Origin of the sequence: Streptomyces sp. NPDC127038, assembly GCF_042725875.1 — a bacterium.
Classification (GTDB): Bacteria; Actinomycetota; Actinomycetes; order Streptomycetales; family Streptomycetaceae; genus Streptomyces.
In genome coordinates, this window is the sequence record NZ_JBHXDQ010000037.1 from 17,665 (window position 1) to 37,230 (window position 19,566).

At 71.3% G+C, this 19,566-nt stretch carries 18 protein-coding genes; 8 read left to right on the forward strand and 10 right to left on the reverse strand.

Features of this window, described 5'->3' with window-relative positions; genetic code table 11:
• The first annotated feature begins 124 nt into the window (after positions 1-124).
• Both ACFWI4_RS24115 and ACFWI4_RS24120 read left to right on the forward strand, forming a co-directional pair.
• Entirely contained in the window at positions 125-499 is a 375-nt protein-coding gene (locus ACFWI4_RS24115; RefSeq protein WP_339131571.1) for a F0F1 ATP synthase subunit epsilon, read from the forward strand.
• A 160-nt stretch (positions 500-659) separates the two neighbouring features.
• Positions 660-1,106, forward strand: a complete 447-nt coding sequence (locus ACFWI4_RS24120) for a DUF2550 domain-containing protein (protein WP_037624930.1) — start codon at positions 660-662, stop codon at positions 1,104-1,106.
• 109 nt (positions 1,107-1,215) lie between these two features.
• Here the strand turns inward: ACFWI4_RS24120 and ACFWI4_RS24125 are convergent, their stop codons facing one another.
• Positions 1,216-3,042 carry a glycosyl hydrolase family 18 protein gene (locus ACFWI4_RS24125; protein ID WP_387199727.1) on the reverse strand — a complete coding sequence of 609 codons (1,827 nt, stop codon included), beginning with the start codon at positions 3,040-3,042 and terminating at the stop codon, positions 1,216-1,218.
• Between the two features lie 402 nt (positions 3,043-3,444).
• The gene (locus tag ACFWI4_RS24130) at positions 3,445-4,017 is read right to left on the reverse strand and encodes a cob(I)yrinic acid a,c-diamide adenosyltransferase (protein ID WP_385400081.1); all 573 of its coding nucleotides are present in this window, start codon (positions 4,015-4,017) and stop codon (positions 3,445-3,447) included.
• Positions 4,018-4,246: 229 nt separating this feature from the next.
• Here ACFWI4_RS24130 and ACFWI4_RS24135 point away from each other — a divergent pair, with 229 nt between their 5' ends.
• From ACFWI4_RS24135 to ACFWI4_RS24145, 3 genes are all read left to right on the forward strand, one after another.
• The gene (locus tag ACFWI4_RS24135; RefSeq protein ID WP_387199730.1) at positions 4,247-5,095 is read left to right on the forward strand and encodes a 3-hydroxyacyl-CoA dehydrogenase family protein; all 849 of its coding nucleotides are present in this window, start codon (positions 4,247-4,249) and stop codon (positions 5,093-5,095) included.
• 215 nt (positions 5,096-5,310) lie between these two features.
• Positions 5,311-5,634 carry an STAS domain-containing protein gene (locus ACFWI4_RS24140; protein WP_261707178.1) on the forward strand — a complete coding sequence of 108 codons (324 nt, stop codon included), beginning with the start codon at positions 5,311-5,313 and terminating at the stop codon, positions 5,632-5,634.
• Between the two features lie 293 nt (positions 5,635-5,927).
• Positions 5,928-8,432 (forward strand): ATP-binding protein, encoded by a 2,505-nt coding sequence (locus tag ACFWI4_RS24145; protein ID WP_387199733.1) that lies wholly within the window; start codon positions 5,928-5,930, stop codon positions 8,430-8,432.
• A 97-nt stretch (positions 8,433-8,529) separates the two neighbouring features.
• Here ACFWI4_RS24145 and nucS read toward each other — a convergent pair whose 3' ends face one another.
• The gene (gene nucS / locus ACFWI4_RS24150) at positions 8,530-9,201 is read right to left on the reverse strand and encodes an endonuclease NucS (protein ID WP_385405859.1); all 672 of its coding nucleotides are present in this window, start codon (positions 9,199-9,201) and stop codon (positions 8,530-8,532) included.
• Positions 9,202-9,575: 374 nt separating this feature from the next.
• Between nucS and ACFWI4_RS24155 the strand changes: the two genes are divergently transcribed.
• Positions 9,576-9,968, forward strand: a complete 393-nt coding sequence (locus tag ACFWI4_RS24155) for an SCO5389 family protein (RefSeq protein ID WP_266762851.1) — start codon at positions 9,576-9,578, stop codon at positions 9,966-9,968.
• Positions 9,969-10,072: 104 nt separating this feature from the next.
• Here ACFWI4_RS24155 and ACFWI4_RS24160 read toward each other — a convergent pair whose 3' ends face one another.
• Positions 10,073-11,101 carry an LLM class flavin-dependent oxidoreductase gene (locus ACFWI4_RS24160; protein WP_387199737.1) on the reverse strand — a complete coding sequence of 343 codons (1,029 nt, stop codon included), beginning with the start codon at positions 11,099-11,101 and terminating at the stop codon, positions 10,073-10,075.
• Between the two features lie 243 nt (positions 11,102-11,344).
• Between ACFWI4_RS24160 and ACFWI4_RS24165 the strand changes: the two genes are divergently transcribed.
• Positions 11,345-11,677, forward strand: a complete 333-nt coding sequence (locus ACFWI4_RS24165; RefSeq protein ID WP_361683319.1) for an ATP/GTP-binding protein — start codon at positions 11,345-11,347, stop codon at positions 11,675-11,677.
• Positions 11,678-11,704: 27 nt separating this feature from the next.
• Here the strand turns inward: ACFWI4_RS24165 and ACFWI4_RS24170 are convergent, their stop codons facing one another.
• From ACFWI4_RS24170 to ACFWI4_RS24180, 3 genes are all read right to left on the reverse strand, one after another.
• Positions 11,705-12,550, reverse strand: a complete 846-nt coding sequence (locus ACFWI4_RS24170; RefSeq protein ID WP_387199741.1) for an ABC transporter permease — start codon at positions 12,548-12,550, stop codon at positions 11,705-11,707.
• Positions 12,547-13,869: an ABC transporter ATP-binding protein gene (locus tag ACFWI4_RS24175; protein WP_387199744.1), complete on the reverse strand. Its 1,323-nt coding sequence runs from the start codon at positions 13,867-13,869 to the stop codon at positions 12,547-12,549. Before ACFWI4_RS24175 ends, ACFWI4_RS24170 begins: the two co-directional genes overlap by 4 nt.
• 255 nt (positions 13,870-14,124) lie before the next feature.
• Entirely contained in the window at positions 14,125-15,048 is a 924-nt protein-coding gene (locus tag ACFWI4_RS24180; protein ID WP_385405848.1) for a hypothetical protein, read from the reverse strand.
• A gap of 173 nt (positions 15,049-15,221) precedes the next feature.
• Between ACFWI4_RS24180 and ACFWI4_RS24185 the strand changes: the two genes are divergently transcribed.
• The gene (locus tag ACFWI4_RS24185) at positions 15,222-16,574 is read left to right on the forward strand and encodes a hypothetical protein (RefSeq protein ID WP_387199748.1); all 1,353 of its coding nucleotides are present in this window, start codon (positions 15,222-15,224) and stop codon (positions 16,572-16,574) included.
• A 66-nt stretch (positions 16,575-16,640) separates the two neighbouring features.
• Here ACFWI4_RS24185 and ACFWI4_RS24190 read toward each other — a convergent pair whose 3' ends face one another.
• The 3 genes from ACFWI4_RS24190 to ACFWI4_RS24200 all read right to left on the reverse strand — a co-directional run bounded on the left by ACFWI4_RS24190 (position 16,641) and on the right by ACFWI4_RS24200 (position 19,503).
• On the reverse strand, positions 16,641-17,408 hold the full coding sequence (locus ACFWI4_RS24190; protein ID WP_387199751.1) for an ABC transporter permease: 768 nt from the start codon (positions 17,406-17,408) through the stop codon (positions 16,641-16,643).
• A gap of 2 nt (positions 17,409-17,410) precedes the next feature.
• Positions 17,411-18,409 (reverse strand): ABC transporter ATP-binding protein, encoded by a 999-nt coding sequence (locus ACFWI4_RS24195; protein ID WP_387199754.1) that lies wholly within the window; start codon positions 18,407-18,409, stop codon positions 17,411-17,413.
• Between the two features lie 158 nt (positions 18,410-18,567).
• The gene (locus ACFWI4_RS24200; RefSeq protein ID WP_361683305.1) at positions 18,568-19,503 is read right to left on the reverse strand and encodes a cellulose-binding protein; all 936 of its coding nucleotides are present in this window, start codon (positions 19,501-19,503) and stop codon (positions 18,568-18,570) included.
• Between the last annotated feature and the right edge of the window lie 63 nt (positions 19,504-19,566).

The following is a 19,566-nucleotide window of genomic DNA, read 5'->3' on the forward strand; positions in this document are numbered from 1 at the left end:
TCGTGTTCTTGAGGAGGGGGCGGGACCACACCTCGCGGGGTGCGGTCCTTCCCCCTCCGTACGCCTACTAGACTTTGACCCAACACCCGGCAGCAACGCCGGGTGGTGACCCGAGGAGCCCACCTTGGCTGCTGAGCTGCACGTCGAGCTCGTCGCCGCGGACCGCAGTGTCTGGTCCGGCGAGGCCACCCTGGTCGTCGCGCGTACCACGTCCGGCGACATCGGCGTCATGCCCGGTCACCAGCCGCTTCTCGGTGTGCTGGAGTCGGGCCCGGTGACCATTCGTACGAGTGATGGTGGAACGGTCGTCGCCGCGGTGCACGGCGGTTTCATCTCCTTCGCCGACAACAAGCTGTCGCTGCTGGCCGAGATCGCCGAGCTTTCGGACGAGATCGACGTCCAGCGTGCGGAGCGGGCGCTCGAGCGCGCGAAGTCGGACGCCGACGCGTCCGCCGAGCGTCGCGCGGACGTCCGTCTGCGTGCGGTGGCGAACCACTGACGATCGGTGCGACCCCGGGCCGTCAGGCGCCGGGGGAGCACTGTGCAAGGCTTTGACTCAGCCGCGGCTGGGACCGGATCACTCCGGCCCTGGCCGCGGCTGAGGCAAATCCGGACGTTTTTTCTTTTCCGTTACCTAGGAGACGAGGAGGTCGGTGTCGATGGTCCTCGCTCTGACTGTGTGCGGAGTGGTAGTGGCGCTCGTGGTGGTGGGGCTGTTCGTCTTCGGCCTCCGCCGCCGGCTCATCCAGCGCTCGGGCGGAACGTTCGACTGCAGCCTGCGCTGGGACGTCCCCGAGAAGGGTGACCCCAGCGGCAAGGGCTGGAGCTACGGTGTGGCCCGCTACAACGGCGACCGGGTCGAGTGGTACCGCGTCTTCTCCTACGCCCCCCGCCCGCGCCGCCTCCTGGAACGTTCGGCGATCGAGGTGGCCGGCCGCCGCGCGGCCGAGGGCGAGGAGGAGCTCGCGCTGCTCTCCGACGCGATCATCCTGGCCTGCCTGCACCGCGGGACGCGTCTGGAGCTGGCGATGAGCGAGGACGCGCTGACCGGTTTCCTCGCCTGGCTGGAGGCGGCTCCCCCCGGCCAGCGGGTGAACGTGGCCTGAGGCTCCCCCCCCGAACAGCGAACCGCGGACAGACCCTGAGGTCTGCCCGCGGTTCTTTGCTTGCGATGTGGACCGGTGACCGGTCGTGGACCGGTCACCGGTCCGGTGATCAGCTCAGGCCGCTGTTGATGGCGCTGACCAGTTCACCGTTGCTGGTGTCTCCGCTGAACTCCCAGAAGAAGGCGCCGCCCAGACCCTGGCTCTTGGCCCACGACATCTTCGTCCCGATGGTGGCCGGGGTGTCGTACGACCACCAGTTGTTGCCGCAGTAGGCGTACGCCGTGCCGGCGACGAGACCGGTGGACGGGCAGGACGTCTTGAGGACCTTGTAGTCCTCGATGCCCTGCTCGTAGGTGCCGGCCGCCGGGCCGGTCGCCGTGCCGCCGGGCGCGGCCTGGGTGACCCCGGTCCAGCCGCGGCCGTAGAAGCCGATGCCGATGAGCAGCTTGCTCGCGGGCACGCCCTTCGCCTTGAACTTGGCGATCGCGTCGGCGGTGGTGAAGCCGGGCGTCGGGATGCCGCTGTACGAGGTGAGCGGGGAGTGCGGGGCGGTCGGGCCCTGCGCGTTGAACGCTCCGAAGAAGTCGTACGACATCACGTTGTACCAGTCGACGTACTGCGAGGCGCCCGCGTAGTCGGCCGCGTCGATCTTGCCGCCGGAGGTGCCGTCGGCCGTGGTGGCCGCGGTGACCAGGTTGCCGGTGCCGAACTTGGCGCGCAGGGCCTGCATCAGGTTCTTGTAGGCCGCGGCACCGCTGCTGTCGCAGGAGAGACCACAGGCGTTCGGGTACTCCCAGTCGATGTCGATGCCGTCGAAGACATCGGCCCAGCGGGGGTCCTTCACCAGGTTGTAGCAGGAGTCCGCGAACGCGGCCGGGTTGGCGGCCGCCTGGGCGAAGCCGCCGGACCAGGTCCAGCCGCCGAAGGACCAGAGGACCTTCAGGTTCGGGTACTTGGCCTTCAGCTCGCGCAGCTGGTTGAAGTTGCCGCGCAGCGGCTGGTCCCAGGTGTCGGCGACGCCGCTGACCGACTGGTCGGCGGTGAAGGCCTTGTCGTAGTCGGCGTAGGAGTCGCCGATCGCGCACTGCCCGTTGGTGACGTTGCCGAAGGCGTAGTTGATGTGCGTGATCTTGGCGGCCGAGCCGGACGTCACCAGGTTCTTGACGTTGTAGTTGCGGCCGTAGATGCCCCACTCGGTGAAGTAGCCGAGCTTGACGGTCTTGCCGCTGGGCGGCGGGTCGGTGGTGCCGCCGGTGGTGTGGACCGCGACCGCGCCGCTGACCGGACCGGTCTGGTCGGCGGTGTCACGGGCCTGGACGGTGTACGAGTAGTCGTTGCCGGCGGTCAGGCCGGTGTCCGTGTACGAGGTCGTCGTCACGGTCGCGACCTTGGTGCCGCCGCGCAGGACGTCGTAGTTCTTGACGCCCTTGTCGTCGGTGGCCGCGCTCCAGGAGAGCTTCACCGAGGTGTCGGTGACGGAGGAGGTGGTGGGGGTGCCGGGCGCGGAGGGCGGGTTGTCACCGGGGACGGTGGTGCCTCCGTCGCAACTGCCGCCGTTCAGGGAGCAGTTGGAGGGAGAGCCGGAGCCCGCTCCGTTGAAGCCGAAGGAGACGGAGGCGCCCGCGGCGAGGCTGCCGTTGTAGGACTTGTTCTTGGCGGTCCAGTGGTTGCCGGAGCTGGTGACGTCCGCGTCCCAGGCCGAGGTGACCGAGGTGCCGGAGGGGAAGTCCCACTCGATGGTCCACGAACTGATCGCGGCGCTGCCGGTGTTGGTGACCGTCCACTTGCCTTCGAAGCCGGTGCCCCAGTCCTGGGTCTTGGCGTAGGTGGCCGTGGCGGTGGTCGCGGCCTGGGCCGGACTCGCGAGGCCGACCAGGCCGGCCAGCGGGAGCAGCAGGGTCGCGAGCCCTGCCGTCGCGCGTTGTCTGAAGCGCATTCCGCGCCTCCTCGGGGGAGTTGGAGGGGGAGGGGCGTGACTGAGCCTTCACACCCACGGTGCCGTGAGAATAGGAAGGTCTGGACCATGGGTCAATAGGTCTGGACCACTGTTTCGCTCTCGTGATGGAGCCTCAACTCCGTTGAGCGCACGGCACATTGATGCTCCGTCGCATGATGCGGGCCCTCCGGAAGGCGGCTGACGTGGGCCTTCGTGCCCCGCTCCGCGGTCCGTCGGAGCCGTCGGAGCCGTCGGCGGACACGGCGAAGGGCGCCCGCGGTGGCGGGCCCGAAATGACGTTCGAGCCCGGTGCGGACGCCCTTCGTCGGATGCGGAGGATGCGGTGGGTGCCGGTGGGTACCGGCGGGAGTGGATGCGGCGGGGGTGCGGCGGGGGTGCCGCTCAGCGCTCCCCGCCCGGGACCCAGAGCACGTCGCCGGTGTCCTTGTTCGCCGTACGGGCCAGGATGAACAGAAGGTCCGAGAGCCGGTTGAGGTAGGTGGCGGTGAGCGGGTTCATCACCTCGCCGTGGACCTCCAGCGCGGCCCAGGTCGAGCGCTCGGCCCGGCGCACGACCGTGCACGCCTGGTGCAGCAGCGCGGCGCCCGCGGTGCCGCCGGGCAGGATGAAGGAGCGCAGCTTCTCCAGCCGCTCGTTGAAGAGGTCGCAGTCCGCCTCCAGCCGGTCGACGTAGAACTGCTCGACCCGCAGCGGCGGGAACTTCGGCTCCTCGACCACCGGCGTCGACAGGTCCGCACCGACGTCGAACAGGTCGTTCTGGACACGGGTCAGGACCTGGACGACCTCGTCCTCCAGACCGCCCAGCGCGATCGCCGTCCCGATCACGGCGTTCGCCTCGTTGGCGTCGGCGTACGCCGAGATCCGCAGATCGGTCTTGGCGACCCTGCTCATGTCCCCGAGGGCGGTCGTGCCCTGGTCGCCGGTCCGGGTGTAGATGCGCGTCAGATTGACCATGGAGTCAATCTAGACGGCCTCGCGGGCCCGGGAGGCGCCGTGCCCGCGAGGTGCGGATCACAGGGCGCGGAGCCGGCCGCCGGGGGTTCGCCCGTCCCGCCGGACGGGACGTGACGGGTGTCTCACGCCCTGAGACCGTGACACGCGTTACTTACCGGTTTCACGCCCCCTTCCGACCGCTACTCTCCGCCGAAGAGGCATACACAAGCAGCGTGTTAAGGGAGTCTGAGTGGCTGGGAAGCTCGCCGTCATCGGAGCCGGACTCATGGGGTCCGGCATCGCCCAGGTCTCCGCGCAGGCGGGCTGGGACGTCGTTCTGCGCGATGTCACGGACGAGGCGCTGAACCGCGGTCTCGACGGCATCAGGGCCTCGTACGACAAGTTCGTGAGCAAGGGCAAGCTGGACGCCGCGGACGCGGAGGCCGCGCTCGGGCGCATCACGACGACCACCGACCTGGACGCGGTCGCCGACGCGGACATCGTCGTCGAGGCGGTCTTCGAGAAGCTCGAGGTCAAGCACGAGATCTTCCAGGCCCTGGACAAGATCGTCCGCCCCGACACCGTGCTCGCCTCCAACACCTCCGCCATCCCGATCACCAAGATCGCGGCGGCCACGGAGCGCCCCGAGCGGGTCGTCGGCGTGCACTTCTTCTCGCCGGTCCCGATGATGCAGCTCGTCGAGCTGGTCCGCGGCTACAAGACCAGCGACGAAACGCTCGCCACCGCGCGCGAGTTCAGCGAGTCCGTCGGCAAGACCTGCATCGTCGTCAACCGCGACGTCGCCGGCTTCGTCACCACCCGCCTCATCTCGGCCCTCGTCGTCGAGGCGACGAAGCTGTACGAGTCGGGCGTGGCCACGGCCGAGGACATCGACCTCGCCTGCCGGCTGGGCTTCGGCCACGCCATGGGCCCCCTCGCCACCGCCGACCTCACGGGCGTCGACATCCTGCTGCACGCCACCGGCAACATCTACACCGAGACCCAGGACGAGAAGTTCGCCCCGCCGGAGCTGATGCGCCGGATGGTTGACGCCGGTGACATCGGGCGCAAGAGCGGGCAGGGCTTCTACAAGCACTGAACGATCATGCGGCGGCCGGGATCCGGCCGCCGCATGTCCCACGGACACCGCGCGCACCTCCTGGATGTCACTCCATGAGGTGAATTCGGTATCGGTTCGCTTACAGACGGCAACCTCCGTGGCCCTCAGGCAGTCAGACCATGCACAACATGCAGACGCGAAGACGCGGATACAGACACACGCGGAGTTACGAGACGCATTCTCGGGGAGCGCATATGTACATCAGGGGCGACCACGCCGAGCTGGTCGTCGGGGGCCGCCTCGACGTCCGCAGCGCGGCGGACGCCCGTACGGTCCTGCACTCGGCCGTCGACGACGGAGCCGGCGATCTCGTGCTGGATCTGTCCGAGCTGGACTCCTGGGACGCCACCGGACTCGGCGTCATCATGGGGGCCCACCGACGGGCCGGGCGGTGCGGCCGACGGCTCGTCCTGCGCGGAGTGCCGCCGCAGATGCAGCGCCTCCTGGTTGCCACCCGGCTGCACCGGATCCTCGCGATCGAGGGCGGTATCGGGGTCGAGTCTCTGCCCCGGGTCTGACCCCGGAGGGCGCCCTCCGTCGCTCCGCGTACGCGACCGCGTACGCCCGGAACGACGTGACGCGCGCGCGCCCCGACCCGTGCGCCGGGCCTGCCACGTGCACAATCCTCACGAAGCTGTGACGGTTCGGACGGCGCGGTACCCCGCCTGTTCGTAGATACTGTGCGAAGGTTTAGGGTTCGGCTGCCCGCCGACCGAAACCCTACGAGCGGGCACCGGACCAGAAGCGACGAAGCGCTGTGCAGCCAGGCCGGGAGGGCATCGGCACACGACGCTTTTGGGGGGCTTGGAACATGGACCCGATCGACCGGGGCTCCGAGGACTACGGCCATGACGACGAGGGCCAGGTGACTCGCCCGCGCCCGCCGCGCGACCCGCTCGCAGCCGACCTCGGACAGCACAAACCCGCACCCGTCCGCACGGTCAGGCTCGTCGCGGGCGAATTCGCCCTCACGGTCAACCCCGTCGACGGCAGCGAGATCGAGAACTGCCCGCCGCACGAGCGGCCGGGGACGCCGGTCAAGTACGGCGCCGCGGAACGCGCCGAACTGGCCCGCGCGGCCCAGCCGCCCGTTCCGCCGGGCCCGGCGCAGCCCCGGCTGCCCCTCCTCGAACGCCAAGAGGAACGCGAGCAGGTCGTACGACTCCTCGCGCGCGGACGCTCCGTACGGCTCACCGGCCCCTCGGGATCGGGCCGCACCGTCCTGCTGGACGCCGTCGCCGAGGACTGCGCGGACCTCGCCCCCGACGGCGTCGTCCGTCTCTCCGGCTACGGCCGCACCGCGAGCGACGTGCTCCACGACCTCTTCGCCGCCGTCTACGACGCCCCGCTGCACCGCCCGGACCACGACGAACTGCTCGTGCTCGTCCGCGAGATCGGCGCGGTCGTCGTCCTGGACGACGCCGAGATCGGCGGCAGCGCCCTCGACCTGCTGCTCGACGCCACCCCCGAGTGCGCCTTCGTCATCGCGGCCACCCCGGACATACCCGCCCCCTCGGCGCAGGCCGAGGTCGAGGAGGTCCTGCTCGGCGGTCTCGACCGCAGCGGTGGTCTCGAACTGCTGGAGCGGGCCGTCGGACGCGTCCTGAGCGAGGACGAGTCGAACTGGGCGGGTGACCTCTGGTTCGAGTCCGAGGGCCTGCCCCTGCGCTTCATTCAGGCCGGAGCCCTGCTGCGGCAGCGCGACCGGCTCCAGGCCCGCGAGGAGGCCTTCGACGACTACGGGGTCTTCCAGGAGGCCCCGGCCGACGCCCCGCCGCGGACCGGCGACGGCTCCGACGTACCGCTGCCCTCCCTCGCCGAGGGCGCCGCGCCCGCCGCGCTGCTCGCCTCCCGGCTCAGCGAGTCGGCGCGCGCCACCCTGCGCTTCGCCGTCGCGCTCGGCGGCGAGGTGCCCCACCAGGCCCATCTGCCCGCGCTCGTGGGAGACACCCACGCCGACGCCGCGCTCGCCGAACTCGCGGCCTCCGCGCTCGTCTCCCCGGTCGGCCCCCGCTACCGGCTCGCCGCCGGGGTCCGGGCCCAGCTGGAGGCCTCCGGATACGCCGAGACGGTCCAGGACAGCGCGCTGGCCGCCGCCCGGCACTACACCTGGTGGGCGGGACACCCCTCGGTCACCCCGGAGCGGGTCTGCGCCGAGGCGGACGCCGTGCTCGCCGCGCTGGACGTGCTCGTCCCGGCCACCACCGCGCCGCTGGAGGAGGGCGAGGAGTCCGTCTCCGTCCAGCTCGCCCGCACCGCCGCGCCCGCCTTCGCCTCGGGCCTGAACTGGAGCGCCTGGGAGCGGGTCCTGCGGCAGGGCGTCGAGGCCTCCGAACTGGCCGGCGACATCGCGGAACAGGCCTACTTCCACCACGAGTTGGGCGTCCTCGCGCTCTGCGGCCACCAGCTGGAGCGGTCCCGCGCCGAGCTGGAGGCCTCCGTCGCGCTGCGCGGCGAGCTCGCCGACAAGCGGGGCATCACCGCCGGCCGCCGCGCCCTGGCGCTGGTCGCCGACCGCTCCGGACCCCTTCAGCTGACCGGCGGGCGCACCCCGGCCGGCGAGGAGGTGCCCGACGCGCGGCACGAGGAGTCGGCGTCGCCGCGCGCCGGCGTCCCGTACTCGTACGCCCTCGCCGACCCGTCCGGCGACACCGTGATGCTCTCCCGCGCGGGCGGCCCCGGTGTTCCCGGGGGCAAGCCGCGCGGGGTCGCGGGACGGCTGGTCGACGGCACCCGGCGCAACCTGGTGGCCGCGGGCGCGGGCGCGCTCCTGGTCGCCGTCCTCGGGACCGTGGTGACCCTCGGCGCCACCTCGGACCACAACAACGACACCCCGTCCGAGAAGGTCGGCGTCAACCCGTCCGCCACGCAGGACGCCCAGGACGACAGCCTGGGCGCGGACACCCCGAAGAAGGGCGACGACTCCTCCCCGAGTTCCGTGCCCAAGCCCAGCGACCCGGGCCCCGACGGCACGTACGGCACCTCGGACGACCCGACGCCCTCGGCGACCGGGAGCCGGCAGCCGTCCGCCGGACCGAGCGGGACGCACACGGCCACGAGCCGGCCGTCGGAGACGCCGTCCTCGACGCCGACGCACCGGCCCACGCACCGGTCGTCCCCGCCCCCCTCGAAGTCGGCGAGCCCGTCGGCCTCCGAGTCCTCCACGAAGCCGGCGAGCCCTCCGGACACCTCGACGCCGACGGCCACCGCGACGTCGACCCCGGGCACCTCCGACTCCGCGAGCGGTCCCGTGTCGTCGACCGGCACTCCGCACACCTCGGCCGCGGTGACCGACGGCGGCGGCACGGTGATCTGACCGTCCGGTCCTGACGTACGGCCCGACCGGACGGAAAGAAGGCGAGGGCCGGGTCCGCGGCGGACCCGGCCCTCGGCCGTATACGAACCCGGGGGGCTCAGAACAGCCGCAGTTTGTCGTCCTCGATACCGCGCAGGGCGTCGTAGTCCAGGACCGCGCAGCCGATGCCCCGGTCGGTGGCGAGGACCCGGGCCTGCGGCTTGATCTCCTGGGCCGCGAAGATGCCGCGGACCGGCGCGAGATGCGGGTCGCGGTTCAACAGCTCCAGATAGCGCGTGAGTTGCTCCACGCCGTCGATCTCGCCGCGCCGCTTGATCTCCACGGCGACCGTCCGCCCGTCGGCGTCCCGGCACAGGATGTCGACCGGTCCGATGGCCGTCATGTACTCGCGGCGGATGAGCGAGTAGCCCTCGCCGAGGGTCTCGATGCGGTCGGCGAGCAGCTCCTGGAGGTGCGCTTCCACGCCGTCCTTGATCAGGCCGGGGTCGACGCCGAGTTCGTGCGAGGAGTCGTGGAGGATCTCCTCCATCGTGATGATGAGCTTCTCGCCCGCCTTGTTGATGACGGTCCAGACGCCTTCGTCGTCGCCTGACCCCTCCTTCAGTGTGCAGGGCGGCGACATCCAGTTGAGGGGCTTGTAGGCCCGGTCGTCCGCGTGGATCGAGACGCTGCCGTCCGCCTTCACGAGGATCAGGCGGGGAGCCGACGGGAGATGGGCGGTGAGCCGGCCCGCGTAGTCCACGGAACAGCGGGCAATGACGAGACGCATGGTCGGCAACGCTACTCGACCGGCGGCGGTGCACGCGATTCCCGTAGCGGTCCCGCGGACGTCCGGGAGCCGCCGCCGGGGACGGAGCGGAGGAGGAACCCGCGGTTCGTCCCTTTTGTCCGCGGGGCTTCCGTCGGTGCGCCCGGTGGACGTTTCCGCGGGTCACCCCATTGATCCTGAAGGTTCCGTGTTCCTCCGTGGCCGATTGTCGGCCTACCCGGAGTTCACTATGTGCCCATTCTCCTGGTGTCGTTACCTGCCGATGCTTACCGTATGAACGGGAGGTCGCGATACATGTACTCAGCGTGTTCGATATCGCGATCCCCGTCCCTGTCCGGCAACCCCCGAGGTATGGGGGTGCGAGAGGAGTACCCATGTCGCTCGACGTCTCACCGGCCCTACTCCAACAGGCCGAGCGAGGCGAGGTCGATGAAGCTGAATTCGTCGACTGCGTCCGGACCTCCCTGCCCTACGCATGGGAGATGATCAGCTCCCTGGTGGCCCAGCTGAAGGTGGACGGCGGCAACTTCGCCGACAACCAGACGCCTCCGCCGGACGAGCAGGCACGTGGCCAGTTGCTGCGTGCGCTCGCGAGTGACGCGATACGCGGCGCGCTACAGCGGCACTTCGGAGTGCGGCTGGCCTTCCAGAACTGCCACCGGGTGGCGGTGTTCCCACTGGACGACTCGGTGGACGACACACTGGCACGCTTCACCTCGGTCCGCAGTCAGCTGCTCAACCAGTCCCCGGAGTTCAGGGACTGCTGACGCACTGATGCCGCATTGCTTGCCGCTCCGTACGCGGGAGGTGCATTGGTACTGGGGCGGCAAGCTCCCCGCGTGTCCGGCCCGCCGGGCCGGACCCCGTGCGGTCACCCGAGCTGGGGCAGCACCTCGGCCCCCAGTCGCCGCACGTTCTCCTCGGTCGCCGCCAGGTCGCCCGAACCCTCGACGAGCAGCGCGAACCGCGTGATGCCGGTCCGCTCCGAGGTCGCCGCGAGCCGGTCCGCGCACAGCCGCGGGGTGCCCACCGGGTGCAGCCCGCAGAGCAGTTCGGTGTACGCCACCGGGTCCCGCATCGAGCGGGCGCGGCCGTCGACCGTCACATGGGCGTCCAGGCCCTGCTTCAGCCATCCCGGCATCGCCTTGACGAGCGTCTCGACGGCGTCGGTGCGGCGGTCCGCGAGCTGGCAGACGCCCGCGGAGACGTGCGCGGCCGCCAGGATCTCGTCCGTCGGGCGCCCCGCCGTGCGCGCGTGCCGCCGCCACAGCGCGACCATTTCGGCCTTCTCCTCGTCACCCACGTGCATGCCCAGAAGCATCGGCAGCCCGCGCTCGGCGGCGAGCCTGACACTCGCGGGCGAGGTGCACGCCACGACCACCTCGGGACCCGCGGCTCCGCTCAGCGCCTCCGACGGGCGTGGTACGACGGGGACTTCACGGAACGCGAACCGCTCTGAGGTGCCGGCGACGGACGGCTCGCGGAGCCAGCGAATCAGCAGATCGAGTGACTCCGGGAACCCGTGTTCGTACGCCGCGAGACCCGCGCCGAAGACCTCCAGATCGACCCAGGGGCCGCCGCGGCCCACGCCCAGCGAGAACCGCCCGCCGGACGTCAGGTGCAGCAGCGCGGCCTGCTCGCCGAGCGCCACGGGGTGCGCGGTGGGCAGCACGCTGACCGCCGTGCCGATCCGGATCCGGTCGGTGCGCCCGAGCAGATACGCGGCGAGTGTGACGGCCGACGGGCATGTCCCGTACGGCACGAAGTGGTGTTCCGCCAGCCAGACCGCGTCGAGCCCGGCCTCCTCGGCCACCTCCGCCGACCGGACGGCGCGGTGCAGGGCCTCTCCCTGGCCCTGGCCGGGGAACTGGGCACCCAGTACAAAACTTCCAACGTGCATCGAACTTCCTGCTTCCTCGGCTCCGACACGGAGCTCCCCCGCCCGGCATAACCGCCTGACACGTGCCGAAGACACGGCCTTGCGGAGAGATTTGCGGATTGTCTGGGAATTGGGCTGTCCGGAGACCGCCCGAGGAGTGTCCGAAGGGGGATCTGTGCGGGTTGGCGGAGTACGCGTACCCCTGTGTGTCCCGCGTAGGCTTGAGTCGGCCCCTGCCCCCTGTATAGCTCCGTGAGGTGTCCCTTGTCCCCGCGTCGCAACCGTCCGAAGGACGCCGGCTCGTCCGGCAGGAGCCCGGAGGAGGACTCGTCGGACCGTTACGGCGGCTGGCAGTCCACGGAGAGCTGGCAGGGCGAGGAGTGGAGCGTGCGCCACGTGGCGGGCGCGAGCGCGCAGGGGAAGACCTACCGCTGCCCCGGCTGCGACCAGTTGATCCCCTCGGGCGTTCCGCACGTGGTGGCCTGGCCGGAGCACTCGGGCGTCGACGAGCGGCGGCACTGGCACAAGGCCTGCTGGAACGCGAAGGACCGCCGCACCTCTCGGGTGCAGCGGTCCCGTAACGCGCCCAGGTTCTGAGGGCGTCGGCCGAGTTCGGCGCGGCCGTCACACGTCCCGGCGCTCCAGGAGCACGAAGGCGGCGACGACGGCCACCGCGGTGACCCCGGCGAGCAGACCGAGCTGGGCGCCGCCGTTGCCCTGCTCGCTGTTGAGCCGGAAGACCTTGGCGAGCGAGCTGATGGCGGCGTACTCCTGCATCTTCTCGCCGATCGTCCGCAGGGTGTCGGACATCATCAGGAACGCGGGCAGGATCGAGGGCAGCAGCACGACGCCGAGCATCGTGGTGATCGCGCCCGCCGAGTGACGCATCATCGAGCCCACGGCGAGCGAGAGCACGCCGAGCAGCGAGACGTACAGCGCGCCCATGAACACGGTGGCGCCCCACGGGGCGTGGGTGTCGCCGCTGTGCAGGCTCGCGGTGAACAGGCCGATGAGCCCGATCGACAGGGCCGAGACGACGTACGCGACGGTGAAGAAGATGATCAGCTTGGCGGCGAGCACCCGGTGCCGCTGCGGCGAGGCCGTGAACGTCGTACGGATCATGCCCGTGCCGTACTCGGAGGAGACCACCAGCACGCCCAGCGTGAGCAGGCAGATCTGGCCGAGCAGCAGGCCGATGAACGCGGGCACCGTGAACGGGACGTCGGTGAAGTCCTCGTTCGTGGTCTGCACGGCGACCAGGAAGCCGATGCCGATCACCAGGAGCAGGAAGGTGCCGAGCGTCCACATCGTGGAGCGCACCGACTTGATCTTCGTCCACTCGGAGTTGAGCGCGTGCCCGAGGTGGGTGCGGGTGACGGGGATCGGCGAGGTGTACGAGGTGCCGGGCGCCGCCTGCCAGGCGGGAGCGGCGGCCGCCTGCTGCGGCATCGGGGGCTGGGGCGTGCTCATCGGGCGTCCTCGGGCTTGGTCAGGTCGGCGGCGGGCGCGGCCGTGGGTGCGGACTCGGGAGCGGCTTCGGGCGCCGGAGCCGGGGCGGGAGCCGGTGCCGGGGCGGCGGCCGGTGCCGGGGCGGGCACGGCGGCCGGTGCCGGCGTGCCCGCGGGGGCCTGGGCGTACGGGTTGGCGTTCGTGGCGCCGGGGGCGGCCGGACCGCCGTAGGGGCCCGGAGCGCCCGCACCGGGGGCCGGGGGCGCGCCGTACGGCCCGGACTGCGGCATGGCGAACGGCTGCCCGCCCTGCTGCGGCGGCAGCGGCGCGTACCAGCCGGGCTGGCCCTGGCCCGCCACCGGCAGCTGCGGCGGCGGCACGGCGCCCGGCGGCAGCTGCTGCTGGAGCCCGGCCTTCTGGTCGACGGTCGAGCGGTAGTCGACGGCGCCCTGCGTCATCCGCATGTACGCCTCCTCCAGCGAGGCCTGGTGCGGCGACAGCTCCCACAGGCGGACGTCGGCGGAGTGCGCGAGGTCGCTGATCCGGGGGAGCGGCAGGCCGGTGACCCGGAGCGCGCCGTCCTGCTCGGGCAGCACCTGGCCGCCGGCCTCGGTCAGCGCGGCGGTCAGCTTCTCGCGCTGCTGCGGCTCGGTGTCCGGGGTGCGCACCCGGGCGAAGTCGGCCGAGTTGTGCGAGATGAAGTCCTTGATGCTCTGGTCGGCCAGCAGCTGGCCGCGGCCGATCACGATGAGGTGGTCGGCGGTCAGCGCCATCTCGCTCATCAGGTGCGAGGAGACGAAGACCGTACGGCCCTCGGCGGCCAGCGCCTTCATCAGGTTGCGGACCCACAGGATGCCCTCGGGGTCGAGGCCGTTGACCGGCTCGTCGAAGAGCAGCACCTGGGGGTCGCCGAGCAGCGCGGCGGCGATGCCGAGGCGCTGGCCCATGCCGAGGGAGAAGCCCTTGGAGCGCTTTCGCGCCACGTCCTGGAGGCCGACGACACCGAGCACCTCGTCCACGCGGCGGGCCGGAATGCCCGACAGCTGGGCCAGGCTCAGCAGATGGTTGCGGGCGCTGCGGCCGCCGTGGACGGCCTTGGCGTCGAGGAGCGCGCCGACCTGACGGGGCGCGTTCGGCAGCCTGCGGTAGGGGAAGCCGCCGATCGTCACCTGACCGGAGGTGGGGTTGTCGAGGCCGAGGATCATGCGCATCGTCGTCGACTTGCCCGAGCCGTTGGGCCCGAGGAACCCGGTGACGGCACCCGGCCGGACCTGGAAGGAAAGGTTGTACACGGCCGTCTTGGCGCCGTAGCGCTTCGTCAGGCCGACTGCCTCGATCATTCTCCGCACCCATCGAAAGGTTCAGGACGTCGGGGCGCACGCCCCCGTAAGGCTTAGGAGGATATCCGGGCGCCGACGGTTCCACTCAAGGGAAAGTAAAGTCGCGCCCATCGGCCGGTGAAAGATCCAGTAGAGGGCGACGTCTCGTACGGGTGTCCTGTCAGGTACCCGTCTTCCTTGATCGGGCGGGAATTCGGCGAAAGGAAATACGCGCCCGGCCCGCGCAGAGTGAACTCCCGGGAACCGGGCGGCTTTTCAGGGACGCTGCGGCAGGGAGTCGTCCAGCGGCGGAAGATCGTCGTAGAGCCGCAGCTCGGCCGCTTCGTCGAGGTAGGGCAGGAAGTCGGTCTGCGGCAGCACCCAGCCCTCCTCGCCGAAGACCAGCGTGCCCGCCTCGCGCAGCGCCCGGTCGGCGCCCGCGCGGCGCACCCAGGTCGCCGGGTCGGGTCCGAGCAGGTCCCGCAGGCGCTCGGATCCGGCCAGCAGGGCGGCCAGCAGCTCGGACTGGTCGCCGCCGCCGGGCCTCGGCCGCCCGGTCCGCGGTTCGGCGAGCACGCCGTGCGCGCTGAAGTAGATGTACGCGCCGCCGAGCCGCTCCCCGGACGGCATCGTCATCGCGAACGCGTCACCGGGGAGTATCGCCCGCCGGTAGTCCGGGAACTCGGTGTCGTCGACGGCCTTGAGCTGCGTCGAGTCCAGCCAGGTGACCACGAGGGTCGTCTCCGCGGTCCGGTCGACGTACGGCGTCCCGGCCACGTAACCGGCCGGGCTGATGTGCCCGGAGCAGCCGACGCCTATCCCGGCGACCCGCACCGGGACCATCGGCACCGTCGCCGGGATGCCCAGCCGGGTCAGCTTGTGGGCGACCTGCCCGGGGGAGGCGTTCGAGCCGACGGCGATGACCGGGTGCCGCAGCCCCGTGCCCACCTGCCCGAGGTCGGCCAGTGCCTCGTCCAGCCGCTGCTGCGCCTGGCGCTCCTCCACGTACCACTCGCCGAGCCGCAGCGGACGCACGTCGAGCTGGAGCAGCTCGCCGCCGGTCAGCAGGGACGGTTCGGTGGTGGGCCGGCCGGGATAGGTGAGGGGCTTCTTCGCGGGCACGTCGCTCAGCCCCAGCGCTTCGAGGCTTCGGTCCTTCGTCGTCACGGTGACGCCCTCCGGGGGTGGTGTCGCGCGCATGCGGGCACAGCCTTTCACGCGAGATGGGCCGGGGCCCTCACCCCAGATGTACCCGGCGTGGGCCCGAGTCTCCCCGGCTGGGCGCGGTTGGCCTGAACCGACACCGGGAATGATGTCGCCCTTATTGTATGCGTGGGGGCGAAATCGGTTACGGGGGAAGCGAGTTGAGGCCGATGGGGCACAACCTGAGGCGATGGCGGGAACGGCTGGGGGGCGTGTCGGTGCGGGGCACGGCGCATCCGCGCTATCGCATGTCCGTTCGCTGGTGGATCGCGGGCCGCACGGTCCACGCCCTGCTGCTGATGACGCTCGGCGCGCTGGCCGGGCTCTCGGTCGTCGTGGCGGCGGCCTGGACGCTGACCGAGGACTCGGCGCGTTCGATGGCGGACCGGTTCTCGGACGGGGAGCGGCTCCTCGGCCTCAGCCTCGGTGTGCTGCGGGCCTTCGTCGGCACCGACAGTCTCGATCCCGAACCGGAGAGCACCGCCCACCAGCTGCTCGCCACGCTCGCGTCCGTGACGGGGGCGCTGGTGCCCGCGGTCCTGCTCGGCATCGTCCTGATCAAGCTGTTCGCGCTGCGGCCCTTCGAGTGGCGGCGGCGGGCCAGCATCTCGCAGGCCTGGACCGCCGACTTCCCCGGCTACTCGCGGCGGCACGCGAACAGCGAGGACGCCATCATCGCCGTGCGCTTCTACAACCGCTTCGACAATCTGTCGGTCGTCGATCTGCGGGCCCGCGCGCATCTGCGCTATCTGGAGACCTCCCCGCACGACGGCAGTCTCGTCATCTACAAGCAGTGGCTGAAGGTGCTGGACGCGCAGGGCGAACCGGCGGACGAGCGGAGCTGGCTCGCGGTCGAGAGGGGGGCGCCCTTCACGGTCTGGATCCCGGTCGAGGCGCCGGTGCCCGAGCTGCCGTTCCGCCGGATCCAGGGCAAGGACCTGTCCTCCTCGTCCGGGGTGAAGCTGCTGGTGCGGCTGACGGCACGGACCGTCGGGCTCGGCACCGAAGTCGCCGACGAGCGCTGGTTCGACCTGGAGGCCGGGGACTTCGAACTCGGCCGCTTCGTGCCGCTGCAGCCCGACCTCGGCAAGGACGTCTGGAAGTGGACCGGCTGGTCCGACTTCGACGCCCTCCTCGCCCCCACCCCGGACGAACACCCCCCACCGGTCCCGCCACCCGCCGAACCCGCCGCCCCGGCGGGGACGGCCCCCGCGAGCCTGACGGGCGGTGCCCCTGCGGACCTGACCGGAGGCGCCCCGGCGGGTCTGCCCGACGGTGAGCCTGCCGGCGCGACCAGCGGCGAACCCGCCGCCCCGGCCGGGGACGAGCCCTCCGGGCCTGAGGGCGGCGAGCCTCCCCTTCCGGCGGGGGACGAGCCTCCCGGCCCGGTCGTCGGCGAGCCCTCCGGCCCTGACGAGGTCTCCGGCCCTGATGCGGACGTCCGTCCTGGCCCGGAGAGCCCCGATGGGGACGAGCCTCCCGGTCAGGCGGGCGACCGGATTCCCGGCCCGCGGGTGACCTGACCGCGGCTCGGCGGGGTCTGGCCTTGGTCCGTCGGGGTCGCGTTCGGGTGACCTGCCCCCCAGGGGCTACGCGTCCCGCTTCTTGAGCAGGGCGTAGCCGCCCGCCAGGGCCGCGGCGACCCACAGGACCATGATCCCGAGGCCGCCCCAGGGACCGTAGGGAGTGTCGTCGATGGGGGTCACCACCCGCAGGATCCTGCTGCCCGCCTGGTCGGGGAGATAGCGGCCGACCTTCTTGGTCGCGGACACGGCCCCCAGGATGTTGGAGATCAGGAAGAAGAACGGCATCAGGATGCCGAGCGAGAGCATCGGAGAGCGCAGCATCGCCGCGACCCCCATCGAGAAGACGGCGATGAGCGTCATGTACAGCCCGCCGCCGATCACCGCGCGCAGCACCCCCGGATCACTGATCGACACCCGGTGCGTGCCGAGCGCCGCCTGGCCCACGAAGAACGTGACGAAGCTGGTGATCATGCCGACGACCAGGGCCAGGCCGGCCGCCACGGCGACCTTGCTGAAGAGGAACGTGCCGCGCTGGGGGACCGCCGACAGCGAGGTGCGGATCATGCCGGTGCTGTACTCGTTGCCGACGACGAGCACCCCGAACACGATCATCGCGAGCTGACCGAGGGTCATGCCCGCGAAGCTGATGAACGTCGGGTCGAACGTCAGCCTGTCCTGCCGGCTCATGTTGTCGAACTCGTTGTTGGACAGGATCGAGATGAGCAGGCCGAGGGCGATCGTGACGACCGCCGCGAGACTCAGCGTCCACACCGTGGACGACACGGACCGGATCTTGGTCCACTCCGACTTCAGGACCTGGGTGGCCGCCATGGTCAGCCCTTCTTCCAGTCGCCGCCCCAGCGCGGGGACGGGGGCGGGGCCGGCGCCGTGCCGGCCGGGCTCGACGCGATCTGCTGCGGCGGCGCGTCGGTGTGCGCGTGGTACTCCACCGACTCCGCGGTCAGCTGCATGAACGCCTCCTCCAGCGAGGCCTGCTGGGGACTCAGCTCGTGCAGCACGAGCTGGTGCTGCGCGGCCAGCTCCCCGATGTGGTCCGGCCGCCCGTCGTCCACTTCCAGCGCCCCGCCGCCCGTCTCCACGACGGTGATCCCCGCGCCCCTCAGCACATCGAGCAGCCGCTCGCGCTGCGGGGAGCGGACCCGGACGTACGAACGCGAGTTCTGCCGGATGAAGTCGGCCATCGAGGTGTCGGCGAGCAGCCTGCCCTGGCCGATCACCACCAGGTGGTCGGCGGTCAGCGCCATCTCGCTCATCAGATGCGAGGAGACGAAGACCGTACGGCCCTGGGAGGCGAGGGATTTCATCAGGTTGCGGATCCAGTGGATGCCCTCGGGGTCCAGGCCGTTGACCGGTTCGTCGAACATCAGGATCCGCGGGTCGCCCAGCAGCGCCCCCGCGATGCCGAGCCGCTGGCCCATGCCCAGCGAGAACCCCTTCGCCTTCTTCCGCGCGACCGCGGTGAGACCGACGGTGTCCAGCACCTCGTGCACCCGCGCCCTCGGGATGCCGTTGCTCTGGGCGAGGCACAGCAGATGGTTGAAGGCGCTGCGGCCGCCGTGCATGGCCTGGGCGTCCAGCAGGGCACCGATGTACTTCAGCGGGTCCTTCAGCCGGTCGTAGTGCTGCCCGTCGATCCGCACGTCGCCGGCGGTGGGCCGGTCGAGACCGAGCATCATCCGCATCGTCGTGGACTTCCCGGCGCCGTTGGGCCCGAGGAAGCCGGTGACGATGCCCGGTCTGACGCTGAAGGTGAGGTTGTTGACCGCCACCTTCTCGCCGTACCGCTTCGTCAGCCCCTCGAGCTCGATCATGCGGCCCACGCTAAGACGGCCCCCGGGGGCCTGCCACTTGACGACGGGCCCGGTGCCGCCGCCGACGAGCCCGTGTCGACAGCGGTGACGACGGCAGCGGCAACGACAAGGCCCGCACCCTCGGGGGAGGGAACGGGCCCTGGTGTCGTGCGGTGCGGTTACCGGGACTGCTGCGCCGGAACCCCACGGGAGATCGGCTCGTCCTCGGCCGGACCGGTGGCGGCGGCCACCGCGGCGCCCGTGAGCGTCGCGAGCATCTCGCGGACGTTCGTGAGCTGCGCGTTGATGGAGTCGCGGCGGTTGGTGAGGGCGGCCAGCTCGCGCTCGGATTCCGAGCGGATGCGGTCGGCCTTGGCGTTCGCGTCGGCCACGATGTCCTCGGCCTGGCGCTGGGCCGTCTCCACCGTCTGGCGGGCGCGGCGCTCGGCGTCCGTGCGCAGCTTCTCGGCCTCCAGGCGGAGCTGCTCCGCGCGGTGCTCGATCTCCGCGAGACGCTTCTCGGCCTTGGCCTGGCGCGAAGCGAGGTCACGCTCCGACTGCTCGCGGCGCTTGGCCAGGTTCGTCTCGAAGTCGGCGGCGGCCTGGGCGGCCTTGGCGCGGGTCTCCTCGAAGAGGGCGTCCGCCTCCTCGCGCTTGGACGCCGCGTCCTTCTGCGCCTCGGAGCGCAGCTGGGAGGCGTCGCTCTTGGCCTTCTCGACGATCCGGACGCCCTCGTCCTCCGCCTTGGCCTTGCGGTCCGCGGCGAACGACTCGGCGTCGTTGCGCACCTGCTGGGCCGCCGACTCGGCGAGCTCGCGGTGCTGCTCGGACGCGCGACGGGCCTCCTCGCGCAGGTCCTTGGCCTCCTCCTCGGCGAGGCGGAGGATCTTCTCGACGCGCGCACCGAGACCGGCGTACGACGGCTCCGCGTCGCTGACCTGGGCCTGGGCGTTCTGCGTTTCGAGATGGAGTTCCTCGATGCGCTTTTCGAGGGCGGTGATACGGGCCAGAGCGCTGTCACGGTCGGAGACGAGCTTCGAGATGCGTTCGTCCACCTGCGCGCGGTCGTATCCACGCCGCACAAGCTCGAAGCCGTAGGGGGAAGTGTCGCTCATGGGGATCCTGTCGAATGAGACCGGTGAGGTGATAGGTGGAATCCTAGGGGGCAATGCGGTGTG

Excerpts from the sequence above, each read along its gene's own strand:
- ACFWI4_RS24160 (WP_387199737.1), bottom strand. The coding sequence starts at position 11,101 with ATGCACGTTGGAAGTTTTGTACTGGGTGCCCAGTTCCCCGGCCAGGGC.
- ACFWI4_RS24190 (WP_387199751.1), bottom strand. The coding sequence starts at position 17,408 with ATGGCGGCCACCCAGGTCCTGAAGTCGGAGTGGACCAAGATCCGGTCC.
- ACFWI4_RS24175 (WP_387199744.1), bottom strand. The coding sequence starts at position 13,869 with ATGATCGAGGCAGTCGGCCTGACGAAGCGCTACGGCGCCAAGACGGCC.
- ACFWI4_RS24125 (WP_387199727.1), bottom strand. The coding sequence starts at position 3,042 with ATGCGCTTCAGACAACGCGCGACGGCAGGGCTCGCGACCCTGCTGCTC.
- nucS (WP_385405859.1), bottom strand. The coding sequence starts at position 9,201 with ATGCGTCTCGTCATTGCCCGCTGTTCCGTGGACTACGCGGGCCGGCTC.
- ACFWI4_RS24140 (WP_261707178.1), top strand. The coding sequence starts at position 5,311 with ATGTACATCAGGGGCGACCACGCCGAGCTGGTCGTCGGGGGCCGCCTC.
- ACFWI4_RS24180 (WP_385405848.1), bottom strand. The coding sequence starts at position 15,048 with ATGCGCGCGACACCACCCCCGGAGGGCGTCACCGTGACGACGAAGGAC.
- ACFWI4_RS24195 (WP_387199754.1), bottom strand. The coding sequence starts at position 18,409 with ATGATCGAGCTCGAGGGGCTGACGAAGCGGTACGGCGAGAAGGTGGCG.
- ACFWI4_RS24130 (WP_385400081.1), bottom strand. The coding sequence starts at position 4,017 with ATGGTCAATCTGACGCGCATCTACACCCGGACCGGCGACCAGGGCACG.
- ACFWI4_RS24200 (WP_361683305.1), bottom strand. The coding sequence starts at position 19,503 with ATGAGCGACACTTCCCCCTACGGCTTCGAGCTTGTGCGGCGTGGATAC.
- ACFWI4_RS24170 (WP_387199741.1), bottom strand. The coding sequence starts at position 12,550 with ATGAGCACGCCCCAGCCCCCGATGCCGCAGCAGGCGGCCGCCGCTCCC.
- ACFWI4_RS24145 (WP_387199733.1), top strand. The coding sequence starts at position 5,928 with ATGGACCCGATCGACCGGGGCTCCGAGGACTACGGCCATGACGACGAG.
- ACFWI4_RS24155 (WP_266762851.1), top strand. The coding sequence starts at position 9,576 with ATGTCGCTCGACGTCTCACCGGCCCTACTCCAACAGGCCGAGCGAGGC.
- ACFWI4_RS24120 (WP_037624930.1), top strand. The coding sequence starts at position 660 with ATGGTCCTCGCTCTGACTGTGTGCGGAGTGGTAGTGGCGCTCGTGGTG.
- ACFWI4_RS24185 (WP_387199748.1), top strand. The coding sequence starts at position 15,222 with ATGGGGCACAACCTGAGGCGATGGCGGGAACGGCTGGGGGGCGTGTCG.